Genomic DNA, 24,871 nt, shown 5'->3' with positions numbered 1-24,871 from the left:
ATGGCCGCCCCCTTGTGCGTGATCGGCGCCGGCCGCATGGGACAGGGCATCGCCGCGTCCTACCTGATCGCCGGCCTGGAGGTGTCGCTGATCGACCTCAAGCCCCGCGCAGCCGATGAACAGGCGCGCGTCCACGATGCGGCGCGCGCGGCCGTGCGCGCCGAACTGGGCATGCTCGCGCGGCTGGGCGTGCTGAGCGAGGACCAGGCCGACGCCGCGCTGGCCCGGCTGCGGTTGCGCGCGAGGGACGACGCGACCGCCGACCTGCGCGCGGCGCGCGCGGTGTTCGAGGCCGTGCCCGAACGCCTGGACGCCAAGCGTGACGCGCTGCGCTGGCTGGACGAGGCCTGCCCGGCCGACGCCGTGGTGGCATCGACCACGTCCACCTTCCTGGTCACCGAACTGGCGGCGCTGACGGCGCATCCGGAACGCTTCCTGAACGCGCACTGGCTCAACCCGGCCAGCCTGATCCCGCTGGTGGAAGTCAGTCGCGGCCCCGCCACCCGCGACGCCGCCGTCGACCGGCTGCTGGAACTGCTGCGCATGGCGGGCAAGACGCCGGTGATGTGCGCGCCGTCCGCCGGCTACATCGTGCCGCGCATCCAGGCGCTGGCCATGAACGAGGCGGCCCGCATGGTCGAGGAAGGCGTGGCCAGCGCCGAGGACATCGACACCGCCGTGCGCCTGGGCTTCGGCCTGCGCTTCTCGGTGCTGGGCCTGCTGGAATTCATCGACTGGGGCGGCGGCGACATCCTCTACTACGCCTCGCGCTACCTGGCCGGCGCGCTGGACCCGCGCTTCGCGGCGCCGGACGTGATCGCGCGCAACATGGAACAGGGCCGCAACGGCTTGCGCGACGGCCAGGGCTTCTACGACTACGCCGGCATGGACGTGGACGCGTATCGGATGCAGCGGCTGGAGCAGCTGCGCGACCGGCTGGCGCTGCTGGGCCTGCTGCCGCGCTGCGGCTCGGCGCTGGCGGGGGCCGGCGCGGCGCCGGCCGCCTGAACGGAGACCGCCCGGCAGACCCGCCAGGGCAACGCCCGCCGCTGTGACTCCCCGGCGCGCCCGCTCAACGGCCTCCCGTCTCCAGCGCGTCCAGCACCTCATAGGCCAGGCGCACGCGATCGGCGTTGGGATAGTTGCGGTTGGCCAGGATCACGATGCCGATCCGGCGTCCCGGCACGAAGGCGACGTAGGCGCCGAAGCCATTGGTGGCGCCGGTCTTGTTGATCCAGGCGTCGGCGCGCGGCGCCAGCGGCGGACGCAGCGCGCGCACGTCGTGCGTCTCGAGGGCAACCGTGTTGGCATTGCCTTCCAGCACGGTGTCCAGCGGCGCCGGATAGCGGTACTGCTCCCACACCAGGTCCTGCGTCATGCCGCCCAGTTCAAAATAGCCCCGGTGCGTGTCGGCGATGGCCTGATCCAGCTTGGCGTCGCCGCTGGTGCCGCCCAGGTTCAGCTCCACGAAGCGCAGCAGGTCGCGGGCGCTGGTCTTGACGCCGTAGGCCTCGTCGGCCAGCACGCCGGGACTCACCCGCACCGGCTGGTTGCGCTTGTCGTAGCCCTGCGCGTAGCGCGCCATCTGGTCGGCCGGCACCTGCAGATAGGTGCTGGGCAGGCCCAGCTTGGGCAACAGCGTGCCCTGCATCAGCGGCACATAGGCCTGGCCCATGGCATTGGCGGTCGCCACGCCCAGCATGCCGATGCTGGGATTGGCGTAGGTGCGGCGCGTGCCTTCCGCGTAGCTGGGCTGCCAGGCCTGCAGATAGGCCATGAGCTGGGCGCGGTCGCGCACCGTGTCGGGCACCTGCAGCGGGAAGCCGCCCGCCGTGTGCGTGGCCAGGCCCAGCAGCGAAACCTTGCCAAAGGCGCTGCCCGCCAGCTCGGGCACGTGGCGCTCGACCGGATCCGCCAGCGACAGCCGGCCCAGCGCCTGGGCGTAGGCGGCCAGCGTGGCCGAATAGGTCTTGCTGATCGAGCCCACTTCGAACAGCGTGTCGTTGGTGACCGGCGCGCGCGTCTCCCAGGAAGCCAGGCCGAAGCTGTAGAAATGCTGCTCGCCCTGCCGGGTCACGGCCACCGCCATGCCGGCGATTTCATGCTGCTTCATCACCGTCAGCACGGCCGCGCGCACGCGGGCGTCGGCGTCGTAGATGGGGGACAGCGCCGACGCGGGCAGCGATGCGGCAAGGGTGACGGCCAGCAGGCAGCGGCGGAACAAGGCGGACAGGCGCATGGAGAACTCCCGGAAAACAGCGCGAACAAGACGAGCGGGGCCAGGCGGCGGCATTGCCGCCGGGCGGCGACGACCGGCATGCCGGCGCGCGCCCCGCGCGAACCCAGGATGGTAGCGCCGCCGCGCCCATACTGGTACTAACCCTGAATTCCAGGACACGGAATATTTGGCTATCCTGCCACGGTCGTAGCAAACACCCCGCAGAAGAGACTCGCCCCGGCCCGGCCGCGCGGCGGGCGCCGACGGAGCAACCGCCCCGGAAACTCTCAGGCAGACAGGACTGCGCGGTGTAGACGATCTGGAGAGAGGCGCCTTGCGCGCCCACCGAAGGGGAACCCCGGCACGCGCCGGGCAAAGCTCTCAGGTACCGGGACAGATGGGGTGCAGCGGCCGTCCGGCCGTCGCCACGCCATCTGGAGCAATCATGCCCCGCATCGCCATCATTGGCGCCGGTATCACCGGCGTCACGTCCGCCTACGTCCTGCGCAAGCAGGGTTACGACGTTTCCGTCTACGACCGCCAGCGCTATCCGGCGATGGAAACCTCCTACGCCAACGGCGGCCAGCTGTCGGCCAGCAACGCCGAGGTCTGGAACAGCGCCGCCACCGTGCTCAAGGGCCTGCGCTGGCTGGGCCGCAGCAACGCGCCGCTGCTGCTCAATCCGCGCTTCAGCTGGCACAAGTATTCCTGGCTGCTGCAATTCATGCGCCAGATCCCCAACCACCGCCGCAACACCATCGCCACCACCCGGCTGGCGATCGAGGCGCGCCAGCACCTGTACGACATGGCCGAGGCCGAGGGTATCGACTTCGACCTGGAGCGGCGCGGCATCCTGCACATCTACCACGACGCCGCCAGCTTCGAGGCCGCGCGACGCGGCAACGAGCTGCTGCGCGAAGGCGGCCTGGAACGCTACGCGGTCACGCCCGAGGAGGCGCGCGACATCGAGCCGGCGCTGCAAACGGCCTGCCACGCCGGCTTCTACACGCCATCCGACGCCACCGGCGACATCCACAAGTTCACGCGCGGCCTGGCCCAGGCCTGCGAGCGGCTGGGCGTGCGCTTCGTGCAGGACGCCGACGTCGCCGCGATCATGGCCGACGGCGCGGGCTACGCGCTGGACCTGGCCGGCGCGGACGGCGGCGGCGGCGACCGGCACCAGGCCGACGCCGTGGTGGTCTGCGCCGGCGCGGCCAGCCGACGCTTCGCGCGGCAGCTGGGCGACACGGTCAACATCTATCCGGTCAAGGGCTATTCGATCAGCGTGCACCTGGACGATGCCCCCAGCCGCGAGGCCGCGCCGCGCGTCAGCCTGCTCGACGAGGCCGCCAAGATCGTCACCAGCCGGCTGGGCGACCGCTTCCGCGTGGCCGGCACCGCCGAGTTCAACGGCTACAACCTGGACATCCGCGCCGAACGCGTGCAGCCGCTGGTGGACTGGACCCGCCGCCACTTCCCCGGCGTCAGGACGGCGCGCGTGGTGCCCTGGTGCGGGCTGCGCCCGATGACGCCGGACATGATGCCGCGCGTGGGTCCGGGCAGGCGGCCGGGCGTGTTCTACAACACCGGCCACGGCCACCTGGGCTGGACCTTGTCGGCGGCCACCGCGCAGCTGCTGGCGGCCAGCGTCGGCGAACGGCTGCGGCCTCGCTGAGACGACGCAGGCTGGCCGCAACCGGCGGACCGCCGCTCGCCGCCAGCGCTTGGCCGCCCGCAGCTCGCCGCCTGTCGCCTTGCGCTAGCGCGCCAGTCGGCGCATCGCCAGCGCGACGATCGCGGTCGAGGTCAGCTGCATGGCGGCCACCACGTACAGGCCGGCGGCCACGCCGCCGGTCCATTCCTTCATCCAGCCCATCATGAAGGGCGTGGCGAAGCCCGCCAGGTTGCCGACCGAGTTGATGAAGGCGATGCCGCCGGCGGCGGCCGTGCCGGTCAAGAAGCCCGCCGGAATCGCCCAGAACACGGGAAACGCGCCCAGCACGCCGATGGCGGACACGCTCAGCGCGGCCATCGCCAGCACCGGGTTGCCGATGTAGGCGGCGGTCAGCGCGAGCCCCGCCGCGCCGACCAGCGTGGCGCCGGCGCAATGCAGGCGCCGCTCGCCGGTCTTGTCGGAGTGCGCGCCGTTGAGCACCATCGCCACGGTGCCCAGCGTGAAGGGGATCGCCGACAGCAGGCCGATGTCCAGCGCGCCGCGCACGCCCAGCTCGCGCACCAGCGACGGCATCCAGAACGCCAGCGTGGCGTTGCCGCCGACGATGCAGAAGTAGGCGGCCGTGCACAGCCACAGCGCCGGCTGGCGCAGGGCCTGGGCGAAGCTGGCGTGCTTGCCGCCGTGGCGCTGCTCGGCCTCCAGCTCGGCTTCCAGCGCCGTCTGCTCGGCGGCCGACAGCCAGCGCGCCAGGCGCGGCCGGTCCGGCAGGTAGCCCAGCACCACGATGCCGGCGATCACCGAGGGTATGCCCTCCAGCACGAACAGCCATTGCCAGTTGCGCAACGGCGCCACGCCGTCCATACCGCTCATGATGAGGCCCGCGATCGGGCCGCCGACCACGCCGGCGATGCCGAAGGACGTCATGAACCAGCCGTTGATGCGGCCGCGCCGGCCGGCGGGGATCCAGTACGTCAGGTACAGCATGACGCCGGGAAAGAAGCCGGCCTCGAACACGCCCAGCAGGAAGCGCAGCAGATAGAACGAGAACGGCGTCGTGACGAAGGCCATGGCCATCGACGTCAGCCCCCACAGGATGGTGATGCGCGCCAGGGTCTTGCGCGCGCCGATGCGCTGCAGCAGCAGATTGCTCGGCACCTCGAACAGGAAATAGCCGATGAAGAAGATGCCCGCGCCCAGGCCGTACACGGCCTCGCTGAAGCGCAGGTCCTGCAGCATCTGCAGCTTGGCGAAGCCGACGTTGACGCGGTCGATCCAGGCGAGCAGGAACAGGAAGATGAGGAAAGGAATCAGCCGCCACGCGACCTTGCTGTGCATGCGGGCGGAATCGACGGCTGAGGCATCGCCTCGGGAGTGCTGCGGGGCCGGCTGTGCGGCGGGCTGCGGGGATACGGCATCCATGACTAGTTCCTTGGTGTACCGGACTGGGTTGGGGCCCAACCCGTTACAACCAGGCAGGGCGACGCATCAAGATTTTTAAATTTCTTATAAATATATTTTGAAGCATCGAAAAAATGCAGTAATCGGGACTTACCCGCAGTCGGACCCGCGGCGGGCCGAATCCGCCGCCGGTCCGTTCCCTCGGCCCTTCGGCGTCAGGCCAGCAGATCCTTGGGCAGCGCCGCGATGAAGGACGCGAAGCTGATCGAGCCCTGCCCGGGACTCATGTGCCGCGTCATCAGCGTGGCGGCGCGGGCCGCGTCCTGGGCCTGGATCGCGGCGACCAGTTCGCCGTGCTGCGCCCACGAAGAAGCCAGGTGGCCGAAGGCCGAATAGGCGTGGCGGCGGTAGGCGCCGGTGCGCGAGCGCATGCGCAGGATCTCCTGGCGCAGATAGGGATTGCGCGCGCCCTGGTAGAGCGCGTCGTGGAAGCGCCGGTTGTGGTCCTGCCAGGCTTCCGTGTCCTCGCGCCGCGCCACCGCGCCGGCGCGTTCGTGGATGGCGGCCAGTTCCTCGCGCTCGGCCGGCGTCATGCGTTCGCAGGCCAGCCGCGCGCCGATGCCCTCCAGCTCGGCCAGCAGTTCCCACATCGCCAGCAGCTGCGCCACGTCCATCTTGGCCACCACCATGCCGCCGCGCGGCAGGCTGTTGAGCAGCCCTTGCGCCTGCAATTGCAGCAAGGCCTCGCGCACCGGCGTGCGCGACACCTCGTAGGTCTGCATCAGCTGCTGCTCGTCCACGGCGTCGCCCGGCAGCAGGCTGCCGTCGCGGATGGATTCCTCGATGGACAGGCGTATGCGTTCGGCGGCCTTCATCGCGGCGCTCCCGGAATCGAAAGGTTCAGGCGTGCACGGTTCGTCATATTATTTTCTTGACTTCTATAAATATATTTATGACACTGGAATCTTATTTTAAGACCTAAGCGTAGCAGGAGACACCCGTCATGGACGAGAAACGCAAGGAAGACTGGCAGTCCTGGGTCGAGCTGGCCTTCCTGAGCCACGGACTGGCCGTGCCGCCGGATGCGCAACGGGCCGTCGCCCGCACACTGATGCGCCTGTCGGCCGTGGCCGCCGAGATCGCGCCGCGCGAGGACGGCCATGATTGACGCCTCTGCCTTCCTCTCCGTGGCCGGCGCGCGCGCGGCCTATCGACGCGCCGCGCCGCCGCTGCGCGACGCCCACGTTGCCGCCCTGGCCGCCGGCTTCACGCGCCGCGCCGCGCCGCTGGGCTGCGTGGTCCAGCTGTTCGCCCCCGCGTCGGCCCCCGCCGACGCAGACGGGCTGCTGGCCGGCGTGCCGCTGGCGCACAAGGACGCCTTCGACACCGGCCTGCACGCGCCCCGCCTGGGCGGCCCGCGAGCGACGGGCGCGCCCCGTCCCGCCGCGGCGGTGCTGCGGCGGCTGGCCGGGCATGGCGCGCTGAACCTGGGCGCGCTGGCGATGGCCGAACATGCCTGCGGCGCCACGGCGGAGAACCCGCACGCGCCAGCCCTGATGAACCCGCTGGACAGCGCGGCGGCGGTCGGCGGTTCTTCCAGCGGCTCGGCGGTCGCGGTGGCGGCCGGCCTGTGCCCGGCCTCGCTGGGCACGGACACCGCCGGCTCGGTCCGCATGCCGGCCGCGACCTGCGGCCTGATCGGCCTGAAGCCCACGCCGGGACGCTTGTCCGCGCAAGGCGTGGCCCCGCTCGCGCCGACGCTGGACACGGTGGGCGTGATCGCCCGCGACGCGCTGGACGCCGCCAGCGTCTTCGCCGCCGCCCTGCCCGCCGGCGACGAAGATCCCGAGCTGCCCTTGCGGCTGGACGCGCTGGAGCGCGAGCTGGCGCGCCCGCGCGACTGGCGCATCGCCAATGCGCTGCATGCGGATGGGGAGGATCCCACGGTCGCCGCCGCGCTGACCGGCTTCGAGCAGCGCCTGCGCGGCGCCGTCGGGCTGAGGCCGGCCGCGCTGCCCGACCTGGACCGCCTGAACCGGCTGGCGCAGATCGTGCTGCACGCCGAGGCAGCGCTGGCGCTGGCGGCGGCCGTGCGCGGCGGCCTGGACACGCTGGCCCCGTCGACCCGCGCCATCGCGCTGCCGGGCTGGGCCATGCCGGCCGTCTGGTATCGCCACGCGCTGGCGCAGGCGGCGCCGCTGCGCGCGGCCTTCCTGGCCGGCAGCCTGGGCGACGCCGACCTGTTGCTGGCGCCCTGCTTCCCGCAAGGCGTGCCGGACCGCGACGCGGTCACGACCTCCAGCCCCGCCTTCGACCCGCGCGCGCTGGCCGCTTTGCATCGCCATCACGCCTACGTCAATTTCCTGGGCCTGCCGGCGCTGGTGCTGCCGGTGGGCCTGGACGGCCGCGGCCGCCCCGTCAGCGCGCAGCTGATCGGCGCGCCGGGCAGCGAGGCGCGGATGCTGGCCTTCGCCCGCCAGTTCGCCCTGCCCCACTCCACGTTTTTGCAACGCTGACCCATGGGAACCACCATGTCCAAGATCACCGCCTCTCCCGCCCTGTCGCGCCTTCGCGTCCTCGACCTGTCGCGCGTGCGCGCCGGCCCGACCTGCGTGCGCATCCTGGCGGACTTCGGCGCCGACGTCATCCGCATCGAACCGCCCGCCGGCGTCGATCCCAACGAAGCCATGTTCGCCGCCGACCGCCACGGCGGCGACTTCCAGAACCTGAACCGCAACAAGCGCTCGCTGACGCTGAACCTGAAGAAGCCTGAAGGCCTGGCCGTGCTGCGCAGCCTGGTCGCCACCGCCGACGTGGTGGTCGAGAACTGGCGCCCGGACGTCAAGGCGCGGCTGGGCCTGGCCTATGAGGACCTGCGCGCCATCAACCCGCGCATCATCCTGGCCAGCATCTCCGGCTTCGGCCAGGACGGCCCCTATGCGGGCCGGCCCGGCTTCGACCAGATCATCCAGGGCATGGGCGGGCTGATGTCGGTCACCGGCCATCCCGGCGGCGGGCCGCTGCGCGCGGGCCTGGCCGTGGCCGACTGCGGCACCGGCATCTACGCGGCGGTCGGCATCCTGCTGGCCTTGCTGGAGCGCGAGCGCTCGGGCGAGGGCCAGTGGGTGCACAGCTCGCTGCTGCATACCCAGATCGCGCTGATGGACTTCCAGGCCGCGCGCTACCTGAACGAAGGCGATACGCCCGCACAGGCCGGCAACGACCATCCCACCAGCAGCCCCATGGGCCTGTTCGAGGCCAGCGACGGCGCCTTCAACCTGGGCGCCTCCGGCGAGGGCAACTGGAAGCGCCTGTGCGACTGCCTGGACGCGCCGCAGTGGCTGCAAGACCCGCGCTACGCCACCGAGAAGCTGCGCGTGGCCAACCGCGCCCCGCTCAACGAGGCGCTGGCGCGACGCTTCCGGGAAGCCAGCGTGGCCCACTGGGTCGAGCTGCTGAACCGCGCCGGCGTGCCGGCCGGCCCGGTCTACACCATTCCCCAGGTATTCGAGGACGAGCAGGTTCGGCACCTGGGCGTGGCGCAGTCCGTGACCGGCGACGCTGGCCAGGCCTACCGCCTGATCTCGCAGCCCGTCACGCTGACGCGCACGCCCGCCGCCATCGCCCGGCCCGCGCCGGGCTGGGGCGAGCACACCGACGAGATGCTGGCCGAAGCGGGCTACGACGCCGCCGGCATCGCGCGCCTGCGCGCGGAGGGCGTGGTATGAGCGGCGCATCCTCGCCGGCCGGCGGCCAGCCCGCCGGCCACATCCAGGAAACGCTGCGTGACGGCATCGCCACGCTGACGATCAGCAACCCGGCTCGCCGCAACGCCATGACGCTGGCCATGTGGCGGCAACTGGCGGCCAGCTTGGCGCGGCTGCGCGAAGCGCCGGACCTGCGGGTGCTGGCCCTGACCGGCGCGGGCTCGCAGGCCTTCGTGTCGGGCGCCGACATCAGCGAATTCGACCAGGCCCGCGACAGCGCCGAGGCCGCCGCCGTCTACAACCAGGCCGTGGCCGAGGCGCAGGACGCGCTGGCGCGCTTTCCGGCGCCCACGGTGGCGCTGATCCAGGGCGCCTGCATGGGCGGCGGCATCGGCCTGGCGCTGGCCTGCGACCTGCGCTATGCCAGCGCCAGCGCGCGCTTTCGCATGCCGGCCGCGCGCCTGGGCCTGGGCTATGGCTATGCCGACATGCGCCGCGTGGTGGCGGTGACCGGCATGGCCGCGGCCTTCGAGCTGTTCTACACCGCCCGCACCCTGGACGCCGAACAGGCGCAGGCCGGCGGACTGCTGCACGAGCGTTTCGCGCTGGACGATTTCGAGCAGATCTCCCAGGCCCGCCTGCAACGCATCGCCGCCAACGCGCCTCTGTCCTTGCGGGCGGCGAAAGCGGCGATACTGGCATCCACGCGCGAACCGTCCGCCGCCGAACTGGAGGCCATCGCCGCGCTGGTGCGCCAATGCTTCGACAGCGCCGACTACGCCGAGGGCCGCCGCGCCTTCGCCGAGCGGCGCGACCCCGTATTCACCGGCCTCTGACGCCGTCCGGACTTGCCGACAGACATCATGAACAATCCCCGCATTCCTTTCCTGATGCCGCGCCAGCGCCCGCCGCTGGCCGGCCTGGACGGACGCCCCATCCTGGTCCACCTGGTCGTCAACGTGGAACACTGGCCGTTCGACCAGCCCATGCCGCGCACCATCCTCACCCCGCCGCACGGCATCGGCAACGTGCCCGACGTGCCCAATTTCAGCTGGGCCGAATACGGCCTGCGCTGCGGCCTGCCCCGCATGATCGACGCCATCTCGGGCCGAGGCCTGCCGGCCTCGGCCAGCCTGAACGCCTCGGTCATCGACGCCTATCCGGCGGCCGCCGACGCGCTGCTGCAGGCCGGCTGGGAATTCATCGGCCACGGCATCCACCAGCGCGCGCTGTCGCAGGACGGCGGCGTCGGGCAGGCCGAGGCCATCGCCGCCGCGCTGGACCGGATCGAGCGCTTCAGCGGCGCGCGCCCGCGCGGCTGGCTCTCGCCCGGCCTGCGTGAAACCAGCGAAACGCCGGACCTGCTGGCGCAGGCTGGCGTGGACTATGTGTTCGACTGGTGCCTGGACGACCTGCCCAACTGGATGCGCGCCGCGCCCCGGCCGCTGCTGGCCCTGCCCTATGCGCTGGAGCTGAACGATTCGGTGATCCATGCCGTGGAAAAGCACGCCACCGGCGAGTTCGGCCGCCGGCTGGAACACACGCTCAACGTCTACGCGCGCGAGGCCGCCGCGTCCGGCATGCCGCGCGTGCTGACGCTGGGACTGCATCCGCACCTGATGGGCGTGCCGCATCGCTACCCCGATTTCGAAGCCATGCTGGACCGGCTCCAGCGCCATTCCATGACCCGCTTCGTCACCGGCGCCGAGCTGTACGCGTGGTATGCCGGCCAGTGCTCGCCGCCGCTGCGCGGCGCGCCGGGAGATCAGGCATGAACGGCGCGCAAACCACCGCCGCGCGCGACGCGGAGCCGTCCCGGCCAGCCGCCAGCGCCATCGACACGCTGGTCGCGCACCTGCAGCGCCTGCGCTACGAGGACCTGCCGGCGGAAGCCGTCGCCGCCGCCCGGACCTTTCTGCTGGACGCCATCGGCGTCGGGCTGTCGGGCTCGCGCCACCCACGCATGCCGGCGCTCAAGCGCGCCGCCGCCGCGCTGGGCCAGGGCGCCGAGGCCACGGTCTGGGCCAGCGGCGAACGGCTGCCGCTGGCCAGCGCGGTCATGCTCAACGCCTACCAGGTCTTCAACCAGGAATTCGACGCGATCCACGACCGCGCCGTGGTCCATGCCTTCGCCTGCATCGCGCCCGCCGCGCTGGGCTATGCCGAGCGCGAGGGCGGCGTCGACGGCAGGCGCCTGATCACCGCCGTGGCCGCCGGGCTGGACTTCGCCATCCACGTGGCGCTGGCGCAGCGCGCGCCGATGCGCTTCTTCCGCCCCGCCATGTGCGGCGGGCTGGGCGCCACCGCCACGCTGTGCAAGCTCGCCGGCCTGGACGAGGCCGCCACCCGCGACGCGCTCGGCCTGGCCTACAGCCACCTGTCCGGCACCATGCAGGCGCACATCGAGGGCTCGCCCGCCGTCGGCCTGCAGGTCGGCCTGAACGCGCGCGCCGCGGTCACGGCCTTCGAGCTGGCGCGCGCCGGCTTTCCCGGCCCGCGCGACATCCTGGACGGGCCGTTCGGCTACTTCGCGCTATACGACGCCGGCCAGGCGCGCTGGGACGAAGTCGCCGGCGACGTCGGCCGCGTATTCCAGATCGCGCGCATGAGCCACAAGCCCTATCCCACCGGACGCGCCACGCACAGCGGCATCGGCGCCGCGCTGCGGCTGATGCGCGAACACGCGCTGCGGCCCGAAGACATCGCCGGCATGAAGGTGTATGCGTCGTCGCTGATCGTGCGCCTGGTCGGCCGGCCCGCCCGGCCCGGCATGGACTCGGCCACCGCCCGGCTGTGCATGGGCTATGCCGTGGCCACGGCCATCCTGTACGGCCATGTGGGCATCCCGGATTTCGATCCGGACGCGCTGGCCGATCCGCGCCGGCTGGAACTGGCCGCCCGCATCGAGGTGCTGGACGACGGCAATCCCGATCCCAACGCCATGTGCCCGCAGCGCGTGGAACTGCATCTGCGGGACGGCCGCTGCCTGACGCTGGACATGCCCGAGTTTCCGGGCAGCCCGGCGCTGCCGCTGGACGAAGCCGCGCAGGACGCCAAGTTCCGCGCCTGCTGCGCCTCGGCGCGACCGCCCGTGCCGCCGGACCGGGCCGAGGCGCTGATCCGCCGCCTGCGCCGCCTGGAGGATGCGGCCGAGCTGCGCGAGATCGTCGCGCTGCTGTCGGCCGCCGACTAGCGATGCCGCGCGGGGCCGCGACGGCCCCGCGCTAGCGCGCCAGCAACTGAGGCACGGCGGAAATCAGCAGGGTCACGCCCGAGCAGGTCAACAGGCCCAGCACGATGCGGCGGAACGCCAGCTCCGAGATCCCCATGTACAGGCGCGTGCCCAGCAGCGTGGGCACCAGCATGGCGGGCGCGACCACCGCGAACATCGGCAGCATGTCGCGCGTGATCATGCCCGTGCCCAGATAGGTCAGCATGGTCACCGCCAGCATCGACAGATTGAAGTTCTGGATGACGGCGCGCTGCGCGTGCTTGTCGAAGCCGCACAGCGTGCACCAGAGCGTGGGCACCACGCCGGTGAAGCCGCCGATGCCGCCCATCACGCCGCCCACCAGTCCGGCCGCGCCGTCGCCGACCCGGCTGCCCTTGATGCGCGGCAGGCGCGCGGCGAACAGCATGGTCGGACACCAGATCGCCAGGATGGCGCCCAGCACCGCCTTGAACCAGGTCATGTCCAGCATGGGCAGCAGCTGCACGCCCAGCGGCACGCCGGCCAGCCCGCCGGCCACGAAGGGCCACAGCATCTTCCAATCGAAACCGCGCCGCACCGAGAACACCGCCAGCAGCTGGCCGGTCAGCGAGCCGAACACGGCCAGCGCGGCCGCCAGGCGCGGATCCAGCGCCCAGGCCCAGAACGACATCGACACCATGCCGAACGCGAAGCCCGACAAGCCCTGCACGAATCCCGCCACGGCCGCGCCCAGCGCGACCAGCCACCAGCCATCCATGAGTCCCTCTCCCTGTGGCGCGCCGCGCCGGCTTGCGTTCGCCGTGTCCTGCGCGCCTGGATCGCTATTCTAGAGAGACGGCGCGGCCGCGCCATTCGGACTGCTGATGCCGCCATAGCCTCAAGCTGATGGCGGCCGGGTTCACCATTCCAGCCGGTCGAAGAAGGCGCGGGCGGCCTCGTCGCCGCCCAGCGCGGCGGCGGCGGCCCGGACGGCGGCATCGCGGTGCCTGGGCCGCAGCTCGCCCTCGTCGTCGCACAGATCGTCGCCGGCGTCTTCATGGGCGCCGCCCACGGCCGCCAGCGCGGCGGCCAGCGTGCGCAGGTCGGGCGCCAGCAACTGCGCATCCCAGCTGCCCGCGCCATGCAGCGCGTACAGGACGCGGCCGGTGGACATTTCCAGGATCAGCGGATCGGCGTGCTGGTCGGCGATGACCAGCCAGTCCTCGGGCCAGTCCGCCAGCCGCTCGCCGCTGTTGCCGTCCCAGCGGTAGCCGGCCTGCCGGACCCACAGCTTCGCCAGCGGCGCGAAACCCAGGGCCGTGCCGGGAATGGTCACGCCCACCGGGCCGACGTGCTCATAGACCGTGCGGCCCAGCGGCCCGACTTCGGCGTAGAACTCGGCCAGCGCCGGCGGCAGCGGAAACGGGCCGCGCCACTCGCCCGCGCCTTGCGGGCGCAGGTCGCCGAAACGGAGGAATTGGTCGCGGATGGGTGCGTAGCCGCTCATGCCCGCGCCGCCCGGCCGGGCGCGCCGCCGACAGACACGGCGTCCGGCCGCGGCATGGCCGGCCCCTTGCCATCGCAAGGCGTGGAAGAAGGAAAACCGACCTGCAACGACAAGAGTGGCTTGTACATGGAAATCATGGATCACCGAGGCCGAGGGGAATGCGGGATTGTCCCACGGCCGGGCGCGCCGCGCCCCGCGCGCGATCAAGCGCAGGACGCCACGCAAGGAACCGACGCAATGCTGAAAATCTGGGGCCGCCGGACCTCTTCCAATGTCCAGGCGCTGATGTGGTGCGTGGGCGAACTCGGCCTGCCCTACGAAAGGCTGGACATCGGCCACCGCTACGGCGGCAACGACACGCCGGCGTTCCTGGCCATGAATCCGAACGGCACCGTGCCCGTGCTGCGCGACGGCGACGGCGAACCGATATGGGAGACGGGCGCCATCCTGCGCTACCTGGCGGCGCGCCATGCGGACGACAGTTTCTGGCCCGCCGACCCCGCCGCCCGCGCCCAGGTCGACAAATGGGCCGACTGGGCCAAGATCAACATCACCCTGAACTTCACCGGCCCGGTGTTCTGGCGCGTGGCTCGCACCCCGGCCTCGCAACGCGACGAGGCCGCCATCGCGCAGGCGCTGGCGACGCTGGACGCGAAGCTGGCCATCGCCGAACAACAGCTGCGCGGCCACGCCTGCCTGGCCGGCGATGCCCTGACCCTGGCCGACATCCAGTTCGGCCACGTGCTCTACCGCTACTACGACATCGATATCGCGCGCCCCGACCTGCCGGCGCTGCGCCGCTACTACGACGACCTGAGCGCGCGCCCCGCCTTCCGCGAACACGTCATGGTGTCATACGAGGAACTGCGTCCGACGTCGCCCTAGCGGGCCGTCCCGCCGACACGCCCCCCCTTGCGGGGCGCCGCGCTAGCGCGGCTTGCGCTGCTCGAACAGCCACTGGCGCCAGGCGCCGTCGGTGAACAGCTGCGGCGGCACGCGATGGTCCATGCCGACATAGGTGATGAACCGGGGCCGCCCGCCGGCGGCGGCCAGTTCCTCGGCCCAGACCTGGGTGCCGACATAGGCATTCTCCTGGTCGTAGTCACCGTGGACGAGCCAGGTCGGCACATGCGCCACGGAACGCGCCAGGCTGCGCTCGGGCGGCACGCCCGACAGCGCCACCATCGCGGCGAACAGGCCGGGCCGGGCCACGGCGGCGTCCATCGCGGCGGACGCGCCCATCGAAAAACCCAGCGCGTAGACGCGGGCCGGGTCGATCGGGTGGCTGCGCATCAGCTCATCCACCAGCGCCAGCACGTCGGCCAGCGGCGCCCCCGGCTGGGATACGCGCAGGCCATGCGTGTCATTGATGTAGTTGGCGCTGCGGTCGCGCGTCTGCGGCACCACCACATAGGCCGGAAAGCTGCGCCGCACATCGGGCGCGGCCCACAGGCGCGTGAAGGCCGTCATGGGCTTGAGATTGTCGTCGCCGATGCCGCCGGAGCTGTGAAAGAAGACCACCAGCGGGTAGCGCTCGCCGGCCACCGGCCGGGCCGGCGCCAGCAGCCGGTACGGCATGTCGGTCTTGCCCGCATCGAACACCGCTTCGGAAAAGTCCTCCAGCGGCGCGCCGCGATACTGCTCCACCAGCGCCAGCTGGGCGGCCGTGGGCGCGTAGCGCTGCTGCGATTCAAGCACCTTGCCGGGCGCGGCCGTCGCGCCGCCGCCGGCGCAGGCCAGGACTGCGCACAACGACGCGCCGGCCAGGCGCGCGCGCATGCCGACGCGCGCCACCGGCGCCGGCCGGCCATGGGCCGATACGAGGAAGGAATCCAAGCGGTTCTCCGAGAGTTCGACGCGGATGCGCTCCCGCCCGCGCGATCCGCCTGCTTGCGGACGCGCGCAACCCGCGGGAAGCGCGGAAATTGTAGAAAGCCCGGTTTGCCGCAGTGTGAAGAACTGTGCGGATTATGTATGCCTTGTGTAGGCCGGCCGCCGCCGGCGCGGCGGCGCTACTGGTAGCGTTCGCGGTAGCCCACCGGCGACATGCCGCAGTACTTGCTGAAGATGTCGCGGAACGCCTTGGTGTCGTTGTAGCCGACCTCGTACATGACTTCGGACACGCTCTTGCGCGAGTTTTCCAGCCGCTTCTTGGCCGCCTCGACGCGCACCCGCTGCACGTATTCGACGATGCTGTTGCCGGTGGCCTGGCGGAAGCGCCGCTCCAGCGTGCGCCGTCCCATCGCGTGGCGGTCGGCCAGCGCCTCGACCGTGATCTTCTCGGTATAGCGGCCCTCGATGTATTCCTGCACCGCGCGCACCGCCTGGTCGGCATGCGCCTTCTGCCCCATGAACACGGCGAAGGGCAGCTGGCTCTGCCGGCTCCAATCCAGCTGGAAATACTTGGCGCACCAGATGGCGGTATCGCGGTCGGCATAGCGCTCGATCAGGTGCAGCACCAGGTGCGCGGCCGAAAAAGCCCCGCCGCTGGTGTAGATGCCTTCGCCGGCCATGACCACGCGGTCGCTGACCCACTGCACCTCGGGAAACAGCTGCGCGTACATGCCTTGCGCGGCCCAGTGCACCACCGCCTCCTGCCCGTCGAGCAGGCCGCCCGCCGCCAGCAGCGCCGCGCCCATGCACAGGCTGGCGACCTCGCCGCCGCCCCGGTGGTGGCGCGCCAGCCATTCGATCAGCGCGCGGTTGTTCAGCACCACGTCCGACACCGAGCCCAGCAGGGGCGGCGCGATGCAGATGTCGACGGCGCCAGCCTCGTCCAGCACGGCGTCGGCCTGGACCGTGATGCGGCCGTCATCGAGCCGGACCTCGCGCGTGGCGGCCAGCGTGCGCACGCTGAATCCGGGCGGACGCCCTTGCGCCGCCAGGTATTCGTTGGCCACCAGGAAGCCCTGCCTGGCGGTTTCCAGGGAAGCGATGTTCGCGCCCGTGGGCAGCAGGAAAGCGACGTTTTTCATGGCGGAATCGTCCTGTTTTCTGGCGGCGCGCGGCGTCCGCCGCGTGTGGCATGGCATCCGGCGCGCCCGTTTTTACCCGGTCAAGAATACGCCGGAAGCCTGTCGCAATCCACCCGCAAGATTGTCGCAATCGCCTATCGGAAGCGCGCGCGGATCCCGATAAAGTGTCTCTCACCGGCTCGATGTCCGGACGGCGGAACCAGCGGCGCGCGGGCGTCGCACCGCGTAGAACAACACCCTGCAATGGAGTCATCGATGGAAAAGTACATAGACGGTTACCTGCTGAGCGTAGCAACGGCCGAGCTGCCGGCGTACAAGAAAATGGCCGGGCTGGCGCGCACCGTATGGCTGGAACACGGCGCGCTGGACTACCGCGAAAGCCGCGGCGACGAACTGGACAACGAAGCCTTCGCCTCCTTCACCAAGGCCGCCGGCGCGGGTCCCGACGAAACCGTGGTGTTCGCCTGGATCCTGTTCGCCAGCAAGGCCGAGCGCGACCGCATCAACGCGCTGGCCATGAGCGACCCGCGTCTGGCCAACATGGAATGCGAGGGCATCTTCGATCCCAAGCGCATGTGCTGGGGCGGCTTCACGTCCATGATCGGAAGCTGAACGACACCCGCCCGCCCGAACGGAGCCTGCGTCACCGGCCTTCCCAACCAAACACCCTGTCCGTCCGGAGATCCCGGCCGGCGCCCTTGTCCTTGGAGCAACCCCATGTCCACCCCCGCCACCCACGCGATTCCCCCCGGCATGCACACGCTGACCCCGCACCTGGTCTGCGAAGGCGCGTCCGACGCCATCGCCTTCTACAAGAAGGCCTTCAACGCCGAGGAGCTGGCGCGCCTGCCCGGCGCCGACGGCAAGCTGATGCACGCCATGCTGCGCATCGGCGATTCCACCGTCATGCTGTGCGACGACTTCCCGCAATGGGGCAGCCTGGGTCCCAAGGCGCTCAAGGGTTCGCCGGTCTACCTGCACCTGTATGTCAAGGATGTGGACGCGGCCATGAAGCAGGCCGTGGACGCCGGCGCCCAGGTCACCATGCCAGTGGCCGACATGTTCTGGGGCGACCGCTACGGTCAGCTGGTGGATCCGTTCGGCCACCGCTGGTCCATGGCCACGCACAAGCTCGACCTGACGCCGGAGGAAATCCGCCAGAACATGGAAAAGATGGGCGGCTGCGGCGCCCCGAAATAGCGGTCGCGCTGGCGGGCCGCCGTGGCCCGCCGGCCGCCGCGACAGGGTGCCGCGCCCGCGAGCGCGGCCCCGCGTACACCCCGGTACGAGGTCAGGCCGCGCTCGTCCCCGGATACGGCCCGAGGAAATCCAGCTTGCCGATCTTCACGCCCTGGTTGCGCAGGATGCCGTAGGCGGTGGCGACGTGGAAATAGAAGTTCGGCAGCGCGAAGCTCAGCAGATAGGCGTCGCCCTGGAACTCGGGCTTGAAGTCGCCGAACGACAGCGTGACCTTGCGGCTTTCAGCGCCGTCGAAGGCCTGCGGCGCCAGGCCCTGCAGATAGGCGATGGTGTCGGCCACGCGCTGGCGCAGTTGCGCCAGCGTGGTTTCCTCGTCGGGAAACTTCGGCGCCTCGATCCGCGACAGACGCTGCGCGGCGAACTTGGACGCGTCGCTGGCGCGCTGGATCTGGCCCGACAAGGGGTACATGTCCGGCGCCAGCCGGGCGTTGACGAGTTCGGCGGGATCGATGCCGGTTTCGCGGGCGTGCGATTCGGCCTTTTCCAGCAGCGCGGCCAGCACATTCAGGCCGCGGACGAAGACAGGCACCGAAGCCTGGTAGAGGGACAGGGACATGACGGGACGTTCCAACAGTATGCTTGCGACCGCCCGCCGCGACGGCGGCGGCGGGGCCTCGGGAATGCCGTGATCTTGCCGCCGCCCGCGCCGACCTGGCCCGCGCCCGGCCTGAGCATCGCCATTCCCGATCCGCGAACAATAGCCGTTTGCGCCGCTCGCGGCTACAGGGCCGCCGGCGCGCCACGGCGCTGCGCCTGGAAGAAACGCCAGATCAGCGCCGATGCGTCCGGCCCGCCCCGGCTGTGGTATCTCACGGCCGGATCGCCGCCGCTCCAGGCATGTTCGACATGCGTGATCTCGCACAGGCGCACCACGGCGCGGCGGTCCTTCAGCATGTCGACCCGGCGATAGGACTTGTCGGTGCCCAGACCCAGCACGCGCTCGACCGGAATGTCCTGGGGATGCAGGCCGTTGAGCAGGCGGAACTGGTCGAACAGCTGGCGCGCGTTGCGCGGCGCCACGGCGGGATCGAGCTGGCCCTGCAGGATGATGGCCGGCATGCCCAGGCGCAGCGCGGCCGGATTGGCCACGCTTTCCAGCAACGGACGCAGGGGCTTGAGCGCGCCTCGGCGCATGGTCTGCAGGCCCGCGGCGGCGCTGTGCGCGTCGCCCGTCACCGGGCCGGAATGCATGGCCAGCGCCGCCACCAGTTGCGGATGCCGCAGCGCCACCAGGGCCGCCATGCCAGCGCCCGCCGACAGGCCGGCGATATACACGCGCGTCGGATCCAGGCCATGGCGCCCCACTTCCGAGCGGACCAGCGCGGCGATCAGGTCGGCCTCGCCGCCGCCATGCAGCGCGTCGGGCTGGAACCAGCGCCAGCAGCGCTGCACCTGCCGGGCCATGGACTGCTGCGGGTACAGCACCATGAAACCGGCCGCGTCGGCCCACTGGTTCATGCGCGAGCCCTGCGCGAACGACAGCGCGGTCTGCCGGCAGCCATGCAGCATGACCACCAGCGGCATGCCCTGGCGCGGCACGCCGGGCGGAATGTAGCGGGCGAAGGCGAGACGCCGGCCCAGTCCGTCGGTGAACTGGCGCGATGCCTCCCAGCGGCCCAGGCCCAGCGAGGGCGAGGCGCCGTCGCGCGAGGCATTGGCGCTGCGCCTGGCGGCCGCCCGGCGCGACGCGGCGGCGCGCTTGCCGGAGGCGCCGGGCACGGCCAGGCTCAAGGCCGCGCGCTGGATCCTGCCGAGCTTCTTCGCGGCCTTGAAAAACAGAGTGGAAAAACTGCGCGCCATTGTCAGGCCTCGGCCAGTAGAACCTTGCTTGCCCCAAGACGACGTCCCGATACCACCTGGCCGCAGCTGCGCGGCCCGCCGACTGCCTCGTCCGCCGGGCGACGGACGCCGGATTTGCTGCGTGTGCTCAGTAACGGCCCGCCCGGGCCGACATCGCGGCGCCGCTGGTGAACAGCTCCAGACAGGACAGCAAGGCGATCGCGATGGTGACGATGGAGAGCGCCTTGAAGATCTTGTTGGTATCAGGCCGGGTCAGCATCGCGGTCATGCGCGTGACGATATAAGCCCCAACCATAATGCCGATGACAGGAATCATAGGTGCCCCCCGGAACATGCGATAGCGTTTGATTGAGCGGACGCCGAGCGCGCCGCCGCCGGAAACGGAAAATCGGCCAGCAGCGGCGCCGGGCGCCTGTCCGGGCCGATTATTTATGCGGATCAAATGTATCACACAGTAACTGCGTGGAACCGATATCGGAAACGTAACCGACGGCCCCGCTTGCCGAAAATCAAGCCTGTGGAACATGCGCCGCCAATACAGGGGGCCGCGCTTGAGCCGCCGCCCTAAAACGCCTAAGGTGGGAACCCCGATTCCCCTCACTCCGTCACGGACGCTCCGCCGCATGTTCCCCAACGACCGCCCCCAGACCCTGGGCGAAGAAATCGCCAACGCCGTCAGCCACGGCCTGGGCGCCGCCTGCGCGGTGGCCGCCGCCCCCATCCTGATCATCGCCGCCACCCGCCAGGGCGACGCCGCCTTCATCGCCGGCGCCGCCATCTTCGCGGCCACCATGGTGCTGCTGTACCTGGCGTCCACCATCTATCACGCCCTGCCGCTGAACCGCGCCAAGCGCCTGTTCAACGTGCTGGACCACTCGGCCATCTACCTGCTGATCGCCGGCACCTACACGCCCTTCGCGCTGGGCGCGCTGCGCGGACCCTGGGGCTGGACGCTGTTCGGCCTGGTCTGGGGCCTGGCCCTGCTGGGCGTGGGGCTGAAGGCCAGCAAGCGGCTGAACCGGCCCGCCATTTCCACCGGGCTGTACCTGGCCATGGGCTGGCTGGTGCTGATCGCCGTGAATCCGCTGATCGAGCGCGTGCCCGAGGGCGGGCTGTGGTGGCTGGTGGCCGGCGGCCTGGCCTACACCGGCGGCGTGGTCTTCTTCGTGTTCGATTCGCGCTGGCGCTACGCGCATTTCGTCTGGCATCTGTTCGTGCTGGCGGGCACCGCCTGCCATTTCTTCGCCGTCCTCTGGTATGCCAAGGGTTGACCCCCCCCGAAGCGCTCACGCGCTTCCCCCCCAGGGGGGCATGCCTGCGGACCGGCAAAGCCGGCTCCGCGGCATCCCGCTGAAGCAGCAACCCATGCTTGCTGTGGACGGTTCTAATCAGTGCGCAGATAGGCGGAGGGCGCGGCGCCCAGCACGCGTCTGAACATGGTCGAGAACGCGGCCGGGCCCTGGTAGCCGAAATCCAGGGCGATGACGGTGACCGGATCGCCCGCCGCCAGCCGCGCCAGCGCCAGCACCACGCAGGCGCGCTGCCGCCATTGGGCGTAGGACATGCCGGTGTGCTCGCGGAAATGGCGGCTGAAGCTGCGCGGGCTCATGTGCAGCCGCTCGGCCCAGTCCTGCGGCCGCGAGCGGATGTCCGGCGCCGCCATGAAGGCCTGGCACAGCGCCCCCAGCCGCGCGTCGCGCGGCAACGGGATGTGCAGCGGCAGCGCCGGCGCGCGGTCCACCTCGTGCAGCAGCAGCCGGGCCAGCGCGCCGTCGCGCCCTTCCCTGTCGTACTGCGCCGGCATGTCCACGGCCGCCAGCAGCAGCTGGCGCAGCAGCGGCGACACCTCCACCACCTCGCAGGCCCGCGCGTCCGCGCGTGCCGCGCCCGGCTCGATGTAGGCGCTGCGCGTGCTGACGCCCAGCATGCGGACCTGGTGCGTGACGCCGGCCGGGATCCAGACGGCGCGCTGCGGCGGCACCACCCAGCCGCCATCCTCGCTCAGCACCAGCATGACGCCGGTGGCGCCGTACAGCAGTTGCGCGCGCCGGTGCGCGTGCGCGTCCAGCAGGTGTCCGGCCGGATAGTCGTTGCCGATGGCGACGAGCGCGCGATCCAGGGCGTCATGCAGGTCGATATGGGTATTGCGCATGCGGGCGTCCTCCCGTCTGCCCGTAGCGGGCAGCCACGGTGGGCTGTTCGAGAGTTGGCTGAAACTCGAATATTACTGTCTTCATTTCGAAAGCCGGCCAGGACAGGCGCCGTTATCGTGATCCCATCATCATTCTTCGCAGGAATCGCGGCATGTTGTATCTGGTCCTGGCCCTGTTCGGCGTCCTCAGCGGCGTCACCACCGTGCTGTTCGGCTTCGGCGGCGGCTTCGTCGCCGTGCCGGTGCTGTATGCCGCCCTGCGGGCCGGACACGCGGCCGACGATCCGGCCGCGCTGGCCGCCATGCACATCGCGGTGGCCACGTCCACCTGCGTCATGATCGTGAACGCCGCGGCCGCCACCCGGCGCCACCAGAAGGCCGGCAACATCCTGCGCGCCTATGTCTGGCCGCTGGCCGGCTATATCGCCGTGGGCGCGGCGCTGGGCGCGCTGGCGGCGATGCGGATCGACGGCGGGCTGGTGCGCCTGGCCTTCATCGCCTACCTGGCCGTCACGCTGGCCGACTGCATGCTGCGCCAGGGCTTCCTGGCGCATGACGGCGGCGGCCAGCCGCGCCCGCTGGGCGGCACAGCGACGGCGGGCGGCGGCCTGGCAATCGGCGCGGTGGCGGCCTTCCTGGGCGTGGGCGGCAGCGTGATGACGGTGCCGCTGCTGCGCCGGCGCGGCCTGCCGATGGCCCAGGCCGCGGCCATGGCCAATCCGCTGACGCTGCCCGTGGCCGTGGCCGGCACGCTGGCCTATGTCGTCGCCGCCCGCGACCTGCCCGCCGGGCTGGCGCCCTGGATGGCCGGCTATGTGGACCTGCCCGCCTTCGCCCTGCTGTCGCTGGGATCGCTCGTGGGCATCCGGCTGGGCGCGCCGCTGATCCCGCGCATCCCCGACCGCCTGCACGCCCGCGCCTATCTGGTGTTGCTGGCGCTGGTGCTGCTGGGCATGCTGCTGGCCTAGGGCCTCCGGTCCGCCGCGCCCTTGCCTTTCGGGCGGCCGCGAGCCGCGATGGCCCGTTAGTCGGGAACGGCCGGCGACGCGGCGTAGACGTCCGGGCGATGCAGTTCCATGTAGCGCTCGGGATGCTCGGGCGCCGTGAAGCCCAGCGGCGCGTAGACGCCATGCGCGCTGGTGGTGACCAGCACGATGCGCCGCAGCGCCGCCACCACCGGATCGTCGAACACATGGCGCATCAGCGCGCGCGAAAAGCCGCGTCCCCGGTAGTCCGGCAGCACGAACACGTCGCACAGATAGGCGAAGGTGGCCTCGTCCGTCACCAGCCGCGCGAAGGCGACCTGGCGTCCGTCCAGGTAGGCGCCGTAGCAGCGCGAGCCGGCCAGCGCGCGCTCCAGCGTGTCCCGGGGAATGCCGCGCGCCCAGGGCGTCTGGTCACGCAGGAAGGCGTGGATCATGTCGACGTCGAGTTCGGACTTGTCGGTGGAAATGCGCAGCGCGCTCATGGACGGCGTGGCCTCGGTTGGAATGGACGGCCCCAGATTATGGCGCGGCCGCACACGCAAGGAAACATGGCGGCCAGCAGCGCCTACCAAATCGCGCAAAACGTTTCCGTCGCCGCCCCAGGGCGCGCCCTGGGAGCCGGCGCGACCTTGCTGTGGCTCGCCGACACAGGAAAACACATCGGGAAACTTGAGGCCGGCCGGCGCGCTTTGCCATCATGGACCCGTATCCATCGGGATGCCCCGACGGGGTTCCCCTTTGGCCTGCCACGCCTTTCGCATCACAAGGAGGTCCCCATGCAGCGATCCCCCACCGCATTCCTGTACGCCGCCCTGTTCTCGGCCGCCCTGGCCGCGCCGGTCATGGCGCAACAGCAGCCTCCAGCCAGCCAGACGCCATCGCCGATGCAGGCGCCGGCCGTGCCGCAGCCGTCCGACCAGCAGTTGCAGCGCTTCGCCTCGGCCTCGCAGAAGGTCTCCGGCGTCGTGGACGAATATCGCCCCAAGGTCGAATCGGCCAAGACCGACGAGGCCAAGCAGAAGCTGGTCAAGGAAGCCGACGAGAAGATGGTGCAGCTGGTGCGCGCCGACGGCCTGACCGTCGATGAATTCAACGGCATCAGCCGCGCCGTGCAGCAGGATCCGCAATTGCAGCAGCGCGTGTCCAAGCTCAATCCGTCCGGCAAGACGCGCTAGCGAGCTGTCCCGCCGATCCGCCCACGCCGGCGGATCGGCGTAACGCGCTATCCTTGGGGCCAGGGTTTCCGTCCCGCCATCGCAAGGAGCGCATCGCCTTGAATCCCGATCTCACCCTGTACGACCTGGCCGGCGCCGACGCGTCGCTGCGGTTCAGCCCGCATTGCTGGAAGATCCACATGGCCCTGGCCCACAAGGGGCTGTCGGCCGCCACGGTGCCGTGGCGCTTCACGGAAAAGGAAGAGATCGCGTTCTCCGGCCAGAAGCTGGTGCCGGTGCTGGTGCACGGCGGCCAGGCGGTCAGCGATTCCTGGCGGATCGCCTGCCACCTGGAAGATGCCTTCCCCGACCGCCCCTCGCTGTTCGGCGGCGAGGCCGGCCGTAACCTGAGCCTGTTCGTCAACAGCTGGAGCGACGCCACGCTGGTGCCCATCCTGGCCCGGCTGCTGCTGCCGTCCATCCATGCCCTGATCCACGAGAAGGACCGCGATTACTTCCGCGCCACGCGCGAGAAGCGCTTCGGCCCGCTGGAGCAACTGCCGGCCGGCTATGCGGCGCAGATCGAGGCGCTGCGCGCCGCCCTGCAGCCGCTGCGCCTGACGCTGGCGCGCCAGCCCTACCTGGCCGGCGCCGCGCCGGCCTATGCCGACTACGCGGTGTTCGGAATGTTCATGTGGGCGCGCTGCACCAGCGCGCTGGAACTGCTGGCGCCGGACGACGCCGTCCACGCCTGGCGCGAACGGCTGCTGGACGCGCACGGCGGCCTGGCCCGCGCCGCGCAGGCGGCCTCCGCGCAGGCGGCCTGAACGCAAGCCGCCCGATCCCGCC

The 24,871-nt window shown here is 71.1% G+C and carries 27 protein-coding genes and 2 riboswitches; of the genes, 15 read left to right on the top strand and 12 right to left on the bottom strand.

The genetic code is table 11. From position 1 onward, the window contains the following. Positions 1 to 1,008, top strand: coding sequence for a 3-hydroxybutyryl-CoA dehydrogenase (locus tag KDH83_RS07085; RefSeq protein ID WP_212313868.1), 1,008 nt, complete (start codon positions 1 to 3; stop codon positions 1,006 to 1,008). Positions 1,009 to 1,072: 64 nt separating this feature from the next. Here KDH83_RS07085 and ampC read toward each other — a convergent pair whose 3' ends face one another. Beyond that, the gene (gene ampC / locus KDH83_RS07080) at positions 1,073 to 2,239 is read right to left on the bottom strand and encodes a class C beta-lactamase (protein WP_212313867.1); all 1,167 of its coding nucleotides are present in this window, start codon (positions 2,237 to 2,239) and stop codon (positions 1,073 to 1,075) included. Positions 2,240 to 2,430: 191 nt separating this feature from the next. Beyond that, positions 2,431 to 2,532, top strand: a riboswitch (glycine riboswitch). A 3-nt stretch (positions 2,533 to 2,535) separates the two neighbouring features. Continuing rightward, positions 2,536 to 2,617, top strand: a riboswitch (glycine riboswitch). Between the two features lie 46 nt (positions 2,618 to 2,663). Between ampC and KDH83_RS07075 the strand changes: the two genes are divergently transcribed. After that, positions 2,664 to 3,893 carry a D-amino acid dehydrogenase gene (locus KDH83_RS07075; RefSeq protein WP_212313865.1) on the top strand — a complete coding sequence of 410 codons (1,230 nt, stop codon included), beginning with the start codon at positions 2,664 to 2,666 and terminating at the stop codon, positions 3,891 to 3,893. 84 nt (positions 3,894 to 3,977) lie between these two features. Here the strand turns inward: KDH83_RS07075 and KDH83_RS07070 are convergent, their stop codons facing one another. Together KDH83_RS07070 and KDH83_RS07065 are read right to left on the bottom strand one after the other, a co-directional pair. Further along, positions 3,978 to 5,312, bottom strand: a complete 1,335-nt coding sequence (locus tag KDH83_RS07070) for an MFS transporter (protein ID WP_212313864.1) — start codon at positions 5,310 to 5,312, stop codon at positions 3,978 to 3,980. Positions 5,313 to 5,506: 194 nt separating this feature from the next. Beyond that, the gene (locus KDH83_RS07065; RefSeq protein WP_212313863.1) at positions 5,507 to 6,166 is read right to left on the bottom strand and encodes a GntR family transcriptional regulator; all 660 of its coding nucleotides are present in this window, start codon (positions 6,164 to 6,166) and stop codon (positions 5,507 to 5,509) included. A gap of 128 nt (positions 6,167 to 6,294) precedes the next feature. On the opposite strand from KDH83_RS07065, the gene KDH83_RS07060 reads away from it, so the two are divergent. Genes KDH83_RS07060 through KDH83_RS07035 form a run of 6 tightly spaced genes read left to right on the top strand, consistent with a single transcriptional unit; the run spans position 6,295 to position 12,191 of the window. Then, positions 6,295 to 6,459: a hypothetical protein gene (locus KDH83_RS07060; RefSeq protein WP_158658393.1), complete on the top strand. Its 165-nt coding sequence runs from the start codon at positions 6,295 to 6,297 to the stop codon at positions 6,457 to 6,459. Then, positions 6,452 to 7,807, top strand: coding sequence for an amidase (locus tag KDH83_RS07055; RefSeq protein ID WP_212313862.1), 1,356 nt, complete (start codon positions 6,452 to 6,454; stop codon positions 7,805 to 7,807). Before KDH83_RS07060 ends, KDH83_RS07055 begins: the two co-directional genes overlap by 8 nt. Before the next feature lie 15 nt (positions 7,808 to 7,822). Beyond that, a complete protein-coding gene (locus tag KDH83_RS07050) occupies positions 7,823 to 9,019 on the top strand; it encodes a CoA transferase (protein ID WP_212313861.1) in 1,197 nt (398 codons plus the stop codon). Then, positions 9,016 to 9,834: an enoyl-CoA hydratase gene (locus KDH83_RS07045; protein ID WP_212313860.1), complete on the top strand. Its 819-nt coding sequence runs from the start codon at positions 9,016 to 9,018 to the stop codon at positions 9,832 to 9,834. Before KDH83_RS07050 ends, KDH83_RS07045 begins: the two co-directional genes overlap by 4 nt. 54 nt (positions 9,835 to 9,888) lie before the next feature. Further along, the gene (locus KDH83_RS07040; protein ID WP_349291604.1) at positions 9,889 to 10,773 is read left to right on the top strand and encodes a polysaccharide deacetylase family protein; all 885 of its coding nucleotides are present in this window, start codon (positions 9,889 to 9,891) and stop codon (positions 10,771 to 10,773) included. Further along, entirely contained in the window at positions 10,770 to 12,191 is a 1,422-nt protein-coding gene (locus KDH83_RS07035; RefSeq protein ID WP_212313856.1) for an MmgE/PrpD family protein, read from the top strand. Before KDH83_RS07040 ends, KDH83_RS07035 begins: the two co-directional genes overlap by 4 nt. A gap of 31 nt (positions 12,192 to 12,222) precedes the next feature. On the opposite strand, the gene KDH83_RS07030 is transcribed toward KDH83_RS07035, so the two are convergent. Then, complete coding sequence (locus tag KDH83_RS07030; protein ID WP_212313855.1) at positions 12,223 to 12,966, bottom strand: sulfite exporter TauE/SafE family protein; 744 nt, start codon at positions 12,964 to 12,966, stop codon at positions 12,223 to 12,225. Positions 12,967 to 13,107: 141 nt separating this feature from the next. Further along, complete coding sequence (locus tag KDH83_RS07025) at positions 13,108 to 13,695, bottom strand: hypothetical protein (protein ID WP_212313854.1); 588 nt, start codon at positions 13,693 to 13,695, stop codon at positions 13,108 to 13,110. Positions 13,696 to 13,932: 237 nt separating this feature from the next. On the opposite strand from KDH83_RS07025, the gene KDH83_RS07020 reads away from it, so the two are divergent. Beyond that, positions 13,933 to 14,580: a glutathione S-transferase family protein gene (locus KDH83_RS07020; RefSeq protein ID WP_212313852.1), complete on the top strand. Its 648-nt coding sequence runs from the start codon at positions 13,933 to 13,935 to the stop codon at positions 14,578 to 14,580. Positions 14,581 to 14,622: 42 nt separating this feature from the next. Here KDH83_RS07020 and KDH83_RS07015 read toward each other — a convergent pair whose 3' ends face one another. Both KDH83_RS07015 and KDH83_RS07010 read right to left on the bottom strand, forming a co-directional pair. Further along, positions 14,623 to 15,531: a PHB depolymerase family esterase gene (locus KDH83_RS07015; protein WP_212313850.1), complete on the bottom strand. Its 909-nt coding sequence runs from the start codon at positions 15,529 to 15,531 to the stop codon at positions 14,623 to 14,625. Between the two features lie 176 nt (positions 15,532 to 15,707). After that, complete coding sequence (locus KDH83_RS07010; protein WP_212313848.1) at positions 15,708 to 16,670, bottom strand: helix-turn-helix domain-containing protein; 963 nt, start codon at positions 16,668 to 16,670, stop codon at positions 15,708 to 15,710. A gap of 255 nt (positions 16,671 to 16,925) precedes the next feature. On the opposite strand from KDH83_RS07010, the gene KDH83_RS07005 reads away from it, so the two are divergent. Both KDH83_RS07005 and KDH83_RS07000 read left to right on the top strand, forming a co-directional pair. Then, complete coding sequence (locus tag KDH83_RS07005) at positions 16,926 to 17,282, top strand: DUF1428 domain-containing protein (RefSeq protein ID WP_212313846.1); 357 nt, start codon at positions 16,926 to 16,928, stop codon at positions 17,280 to 17,282. 105 nt (positions 17,283 to 17,387) lie between these two features. Continuing rightward, positions 17,388 to 17,870 (top strand): VOC family protein, encoded by a 483-nt coding sequence (locus KDH83_RS07000; RefSeq protein WP_212313844.1) that lies wholly within the window; start codon positions 17,388 to 17,390, stop codon positions 17,868 to 17,870. A gap of 91 nt (positions 17,871 to 17,961) precedes the next feature. Here KDH83_RS07000 and KDH83_RS06995 read toward each other — a convergent pair whose 3' ends face one another. The 3 genes from KDH83_RS06995 to KDH83_RS32480 form a co-directional block, all read right to left on the bottom strand. Next, on the bottom strand, positions 17,962 to 18,486 hold the full coding sequence (locus KDH83_RS06995) for a DUF1993 domain-containing protein (RefSeq protein WP_212313842.1): 525 nt from the start codon (positions 18,484 to 18,486) through the stop codon (positions 17,962 to 17,964). 164 nt (positions 18,487 to 18,650) lie between these two features. Further along, a complete protein-coding gene (locus KDH83_RS06990; RefSeq protein ID WP_212313840.1) occupies positions 18,651 to 19,730 on the bottom strand; it encodes a PHB depolymerase family esterase in 1,080 nt (359 codons plus the stop codon). A 127-nt stretch (positions 19,731 to 19,857) separates the two neighbouring features. Next, positions 19,858 to 20,181, bottom strand: a complete 324-nt coding sequence (locus tag KDH83_RS32480) for a hypothetical protein (RefSeq protein ID WP_249204916.1) — start codon at positions 20,179 to 20,181, stop codon at positions 19,858 to 19,860. A gap of 172 nt (positions 20,182 to 20,353) precedes the next feature. On the opposite strand from KDH83_RS32480, the gene KDH83_RS06980 reads away from it, so the two are divergent. Further along, on the top strand, positions 20,354 to 21,001 hold the full coding sequence (locus KDH83_RS06980; RefSeq protein WP_212313838.1) for a hemolysin III family protein: 648 nt from the start codon (positions 20,354 to 20,356) through the stop codon (positions 20,999 to 21,001). 113 nt (positions 21,002 to 21,114) lie between these two features. On the opposite strand, the gene KDH83_RS06975 is transcribed toward KDH83_RS06980, so the two are convergent. Next, positions 21,115 to 21,882, bottom strand: coding sequence for a helix-turn-helix transcriptional regulator (locus KDH83_RS06975; protein WP_212313836.1), 768 nt, complete (start codon positions 21,880 to 21,882; stop codon positions 21,115 to 21,117). Positions 21,883 to 22,034: 152 nt separating this feature from the next. Between KDH83_RS06975 and KDH83_RS06970 the strand changes: the two genes are divergently transcribed. Continuing rightward, positions 22,035 to 22,850, top strand: a complete 816-nt coding sequence (locus KDH83_RS06970; RefSeq protein ID WP_212313833.1) for a sulfite exporter TauE/SafE family protein — start codon at positions 22,035 to 22,037, stop codon at positions 22,848 to 22,850. A gap of 56 nt (positions 22,851 to 22,906) precedes the next feature. Here the strand turns inward: KDH83_RS06970 and KDH83_RS06965 are convergent, their stop codons facing one another. Then, on the bottom strand, positions 22,907 to 23,350 hold the full coding sequence (locus tag KDH83_RS06965; RefSeq protein WP_212313831.1) for a GNAT family N-acetyltransferase: 444 nt from the start codon (positions 23,348 to 23,350) through the stop codon (positions 22,907 to 22,909). A 294-nt stretch (positions 23,351 to 23,644) separates the two neighbouring features. Here KDH83_RS06965 and KDH83_RS06960 point away from each other — a divergent pair, with 294 nt between their 5' ends. Both KDH83_RS06960 and KDH83_RS06955 read left to right on the top strand, forming a co-directional pair. Then, on the top strand, positions 23,645 to 24,043 hold the full coding sequence (locus KDH83_RS06960) for a DUF4168 domain-containing protein (RefSeq protein ID WP_212313824.1): 399 nt from the start codon (positions 23,645 to 23,647) through the stop codon (positions 24,041 to 24,043). Between the two features lie 98 nt (positions 24,044 to 24,141). Then, positions 24,142 to 24,849 (top strand): glutathione S-transferase family protein, encoded by a 708-nt coding sequence (locus tag KDH83_RS06955; RefSeq protein WP_212313822.1) that lies wholly within the window; start codon positions 24,142 to 24,144, stop codon positions 24,847 to 24,849. Positions 24,850 to 24,871 lie beyond the last annotated feature (22 nt).

Origin of the sequence: Achromobacter sp. Marseille-Q0513 (assembly GCF_018195695.1) — a bacterium.
GTDB lineage: Bacteria > Pseudomonadota > Gammaproteobacteria > Burkholderiales > Burkholderiaceae_B > Achromobacter.
The sequence above is the reverse complement of the archived record's forward strand: the minus strand, read 5'-3'. Positions and strand labels throughout refer to the sequence as shown.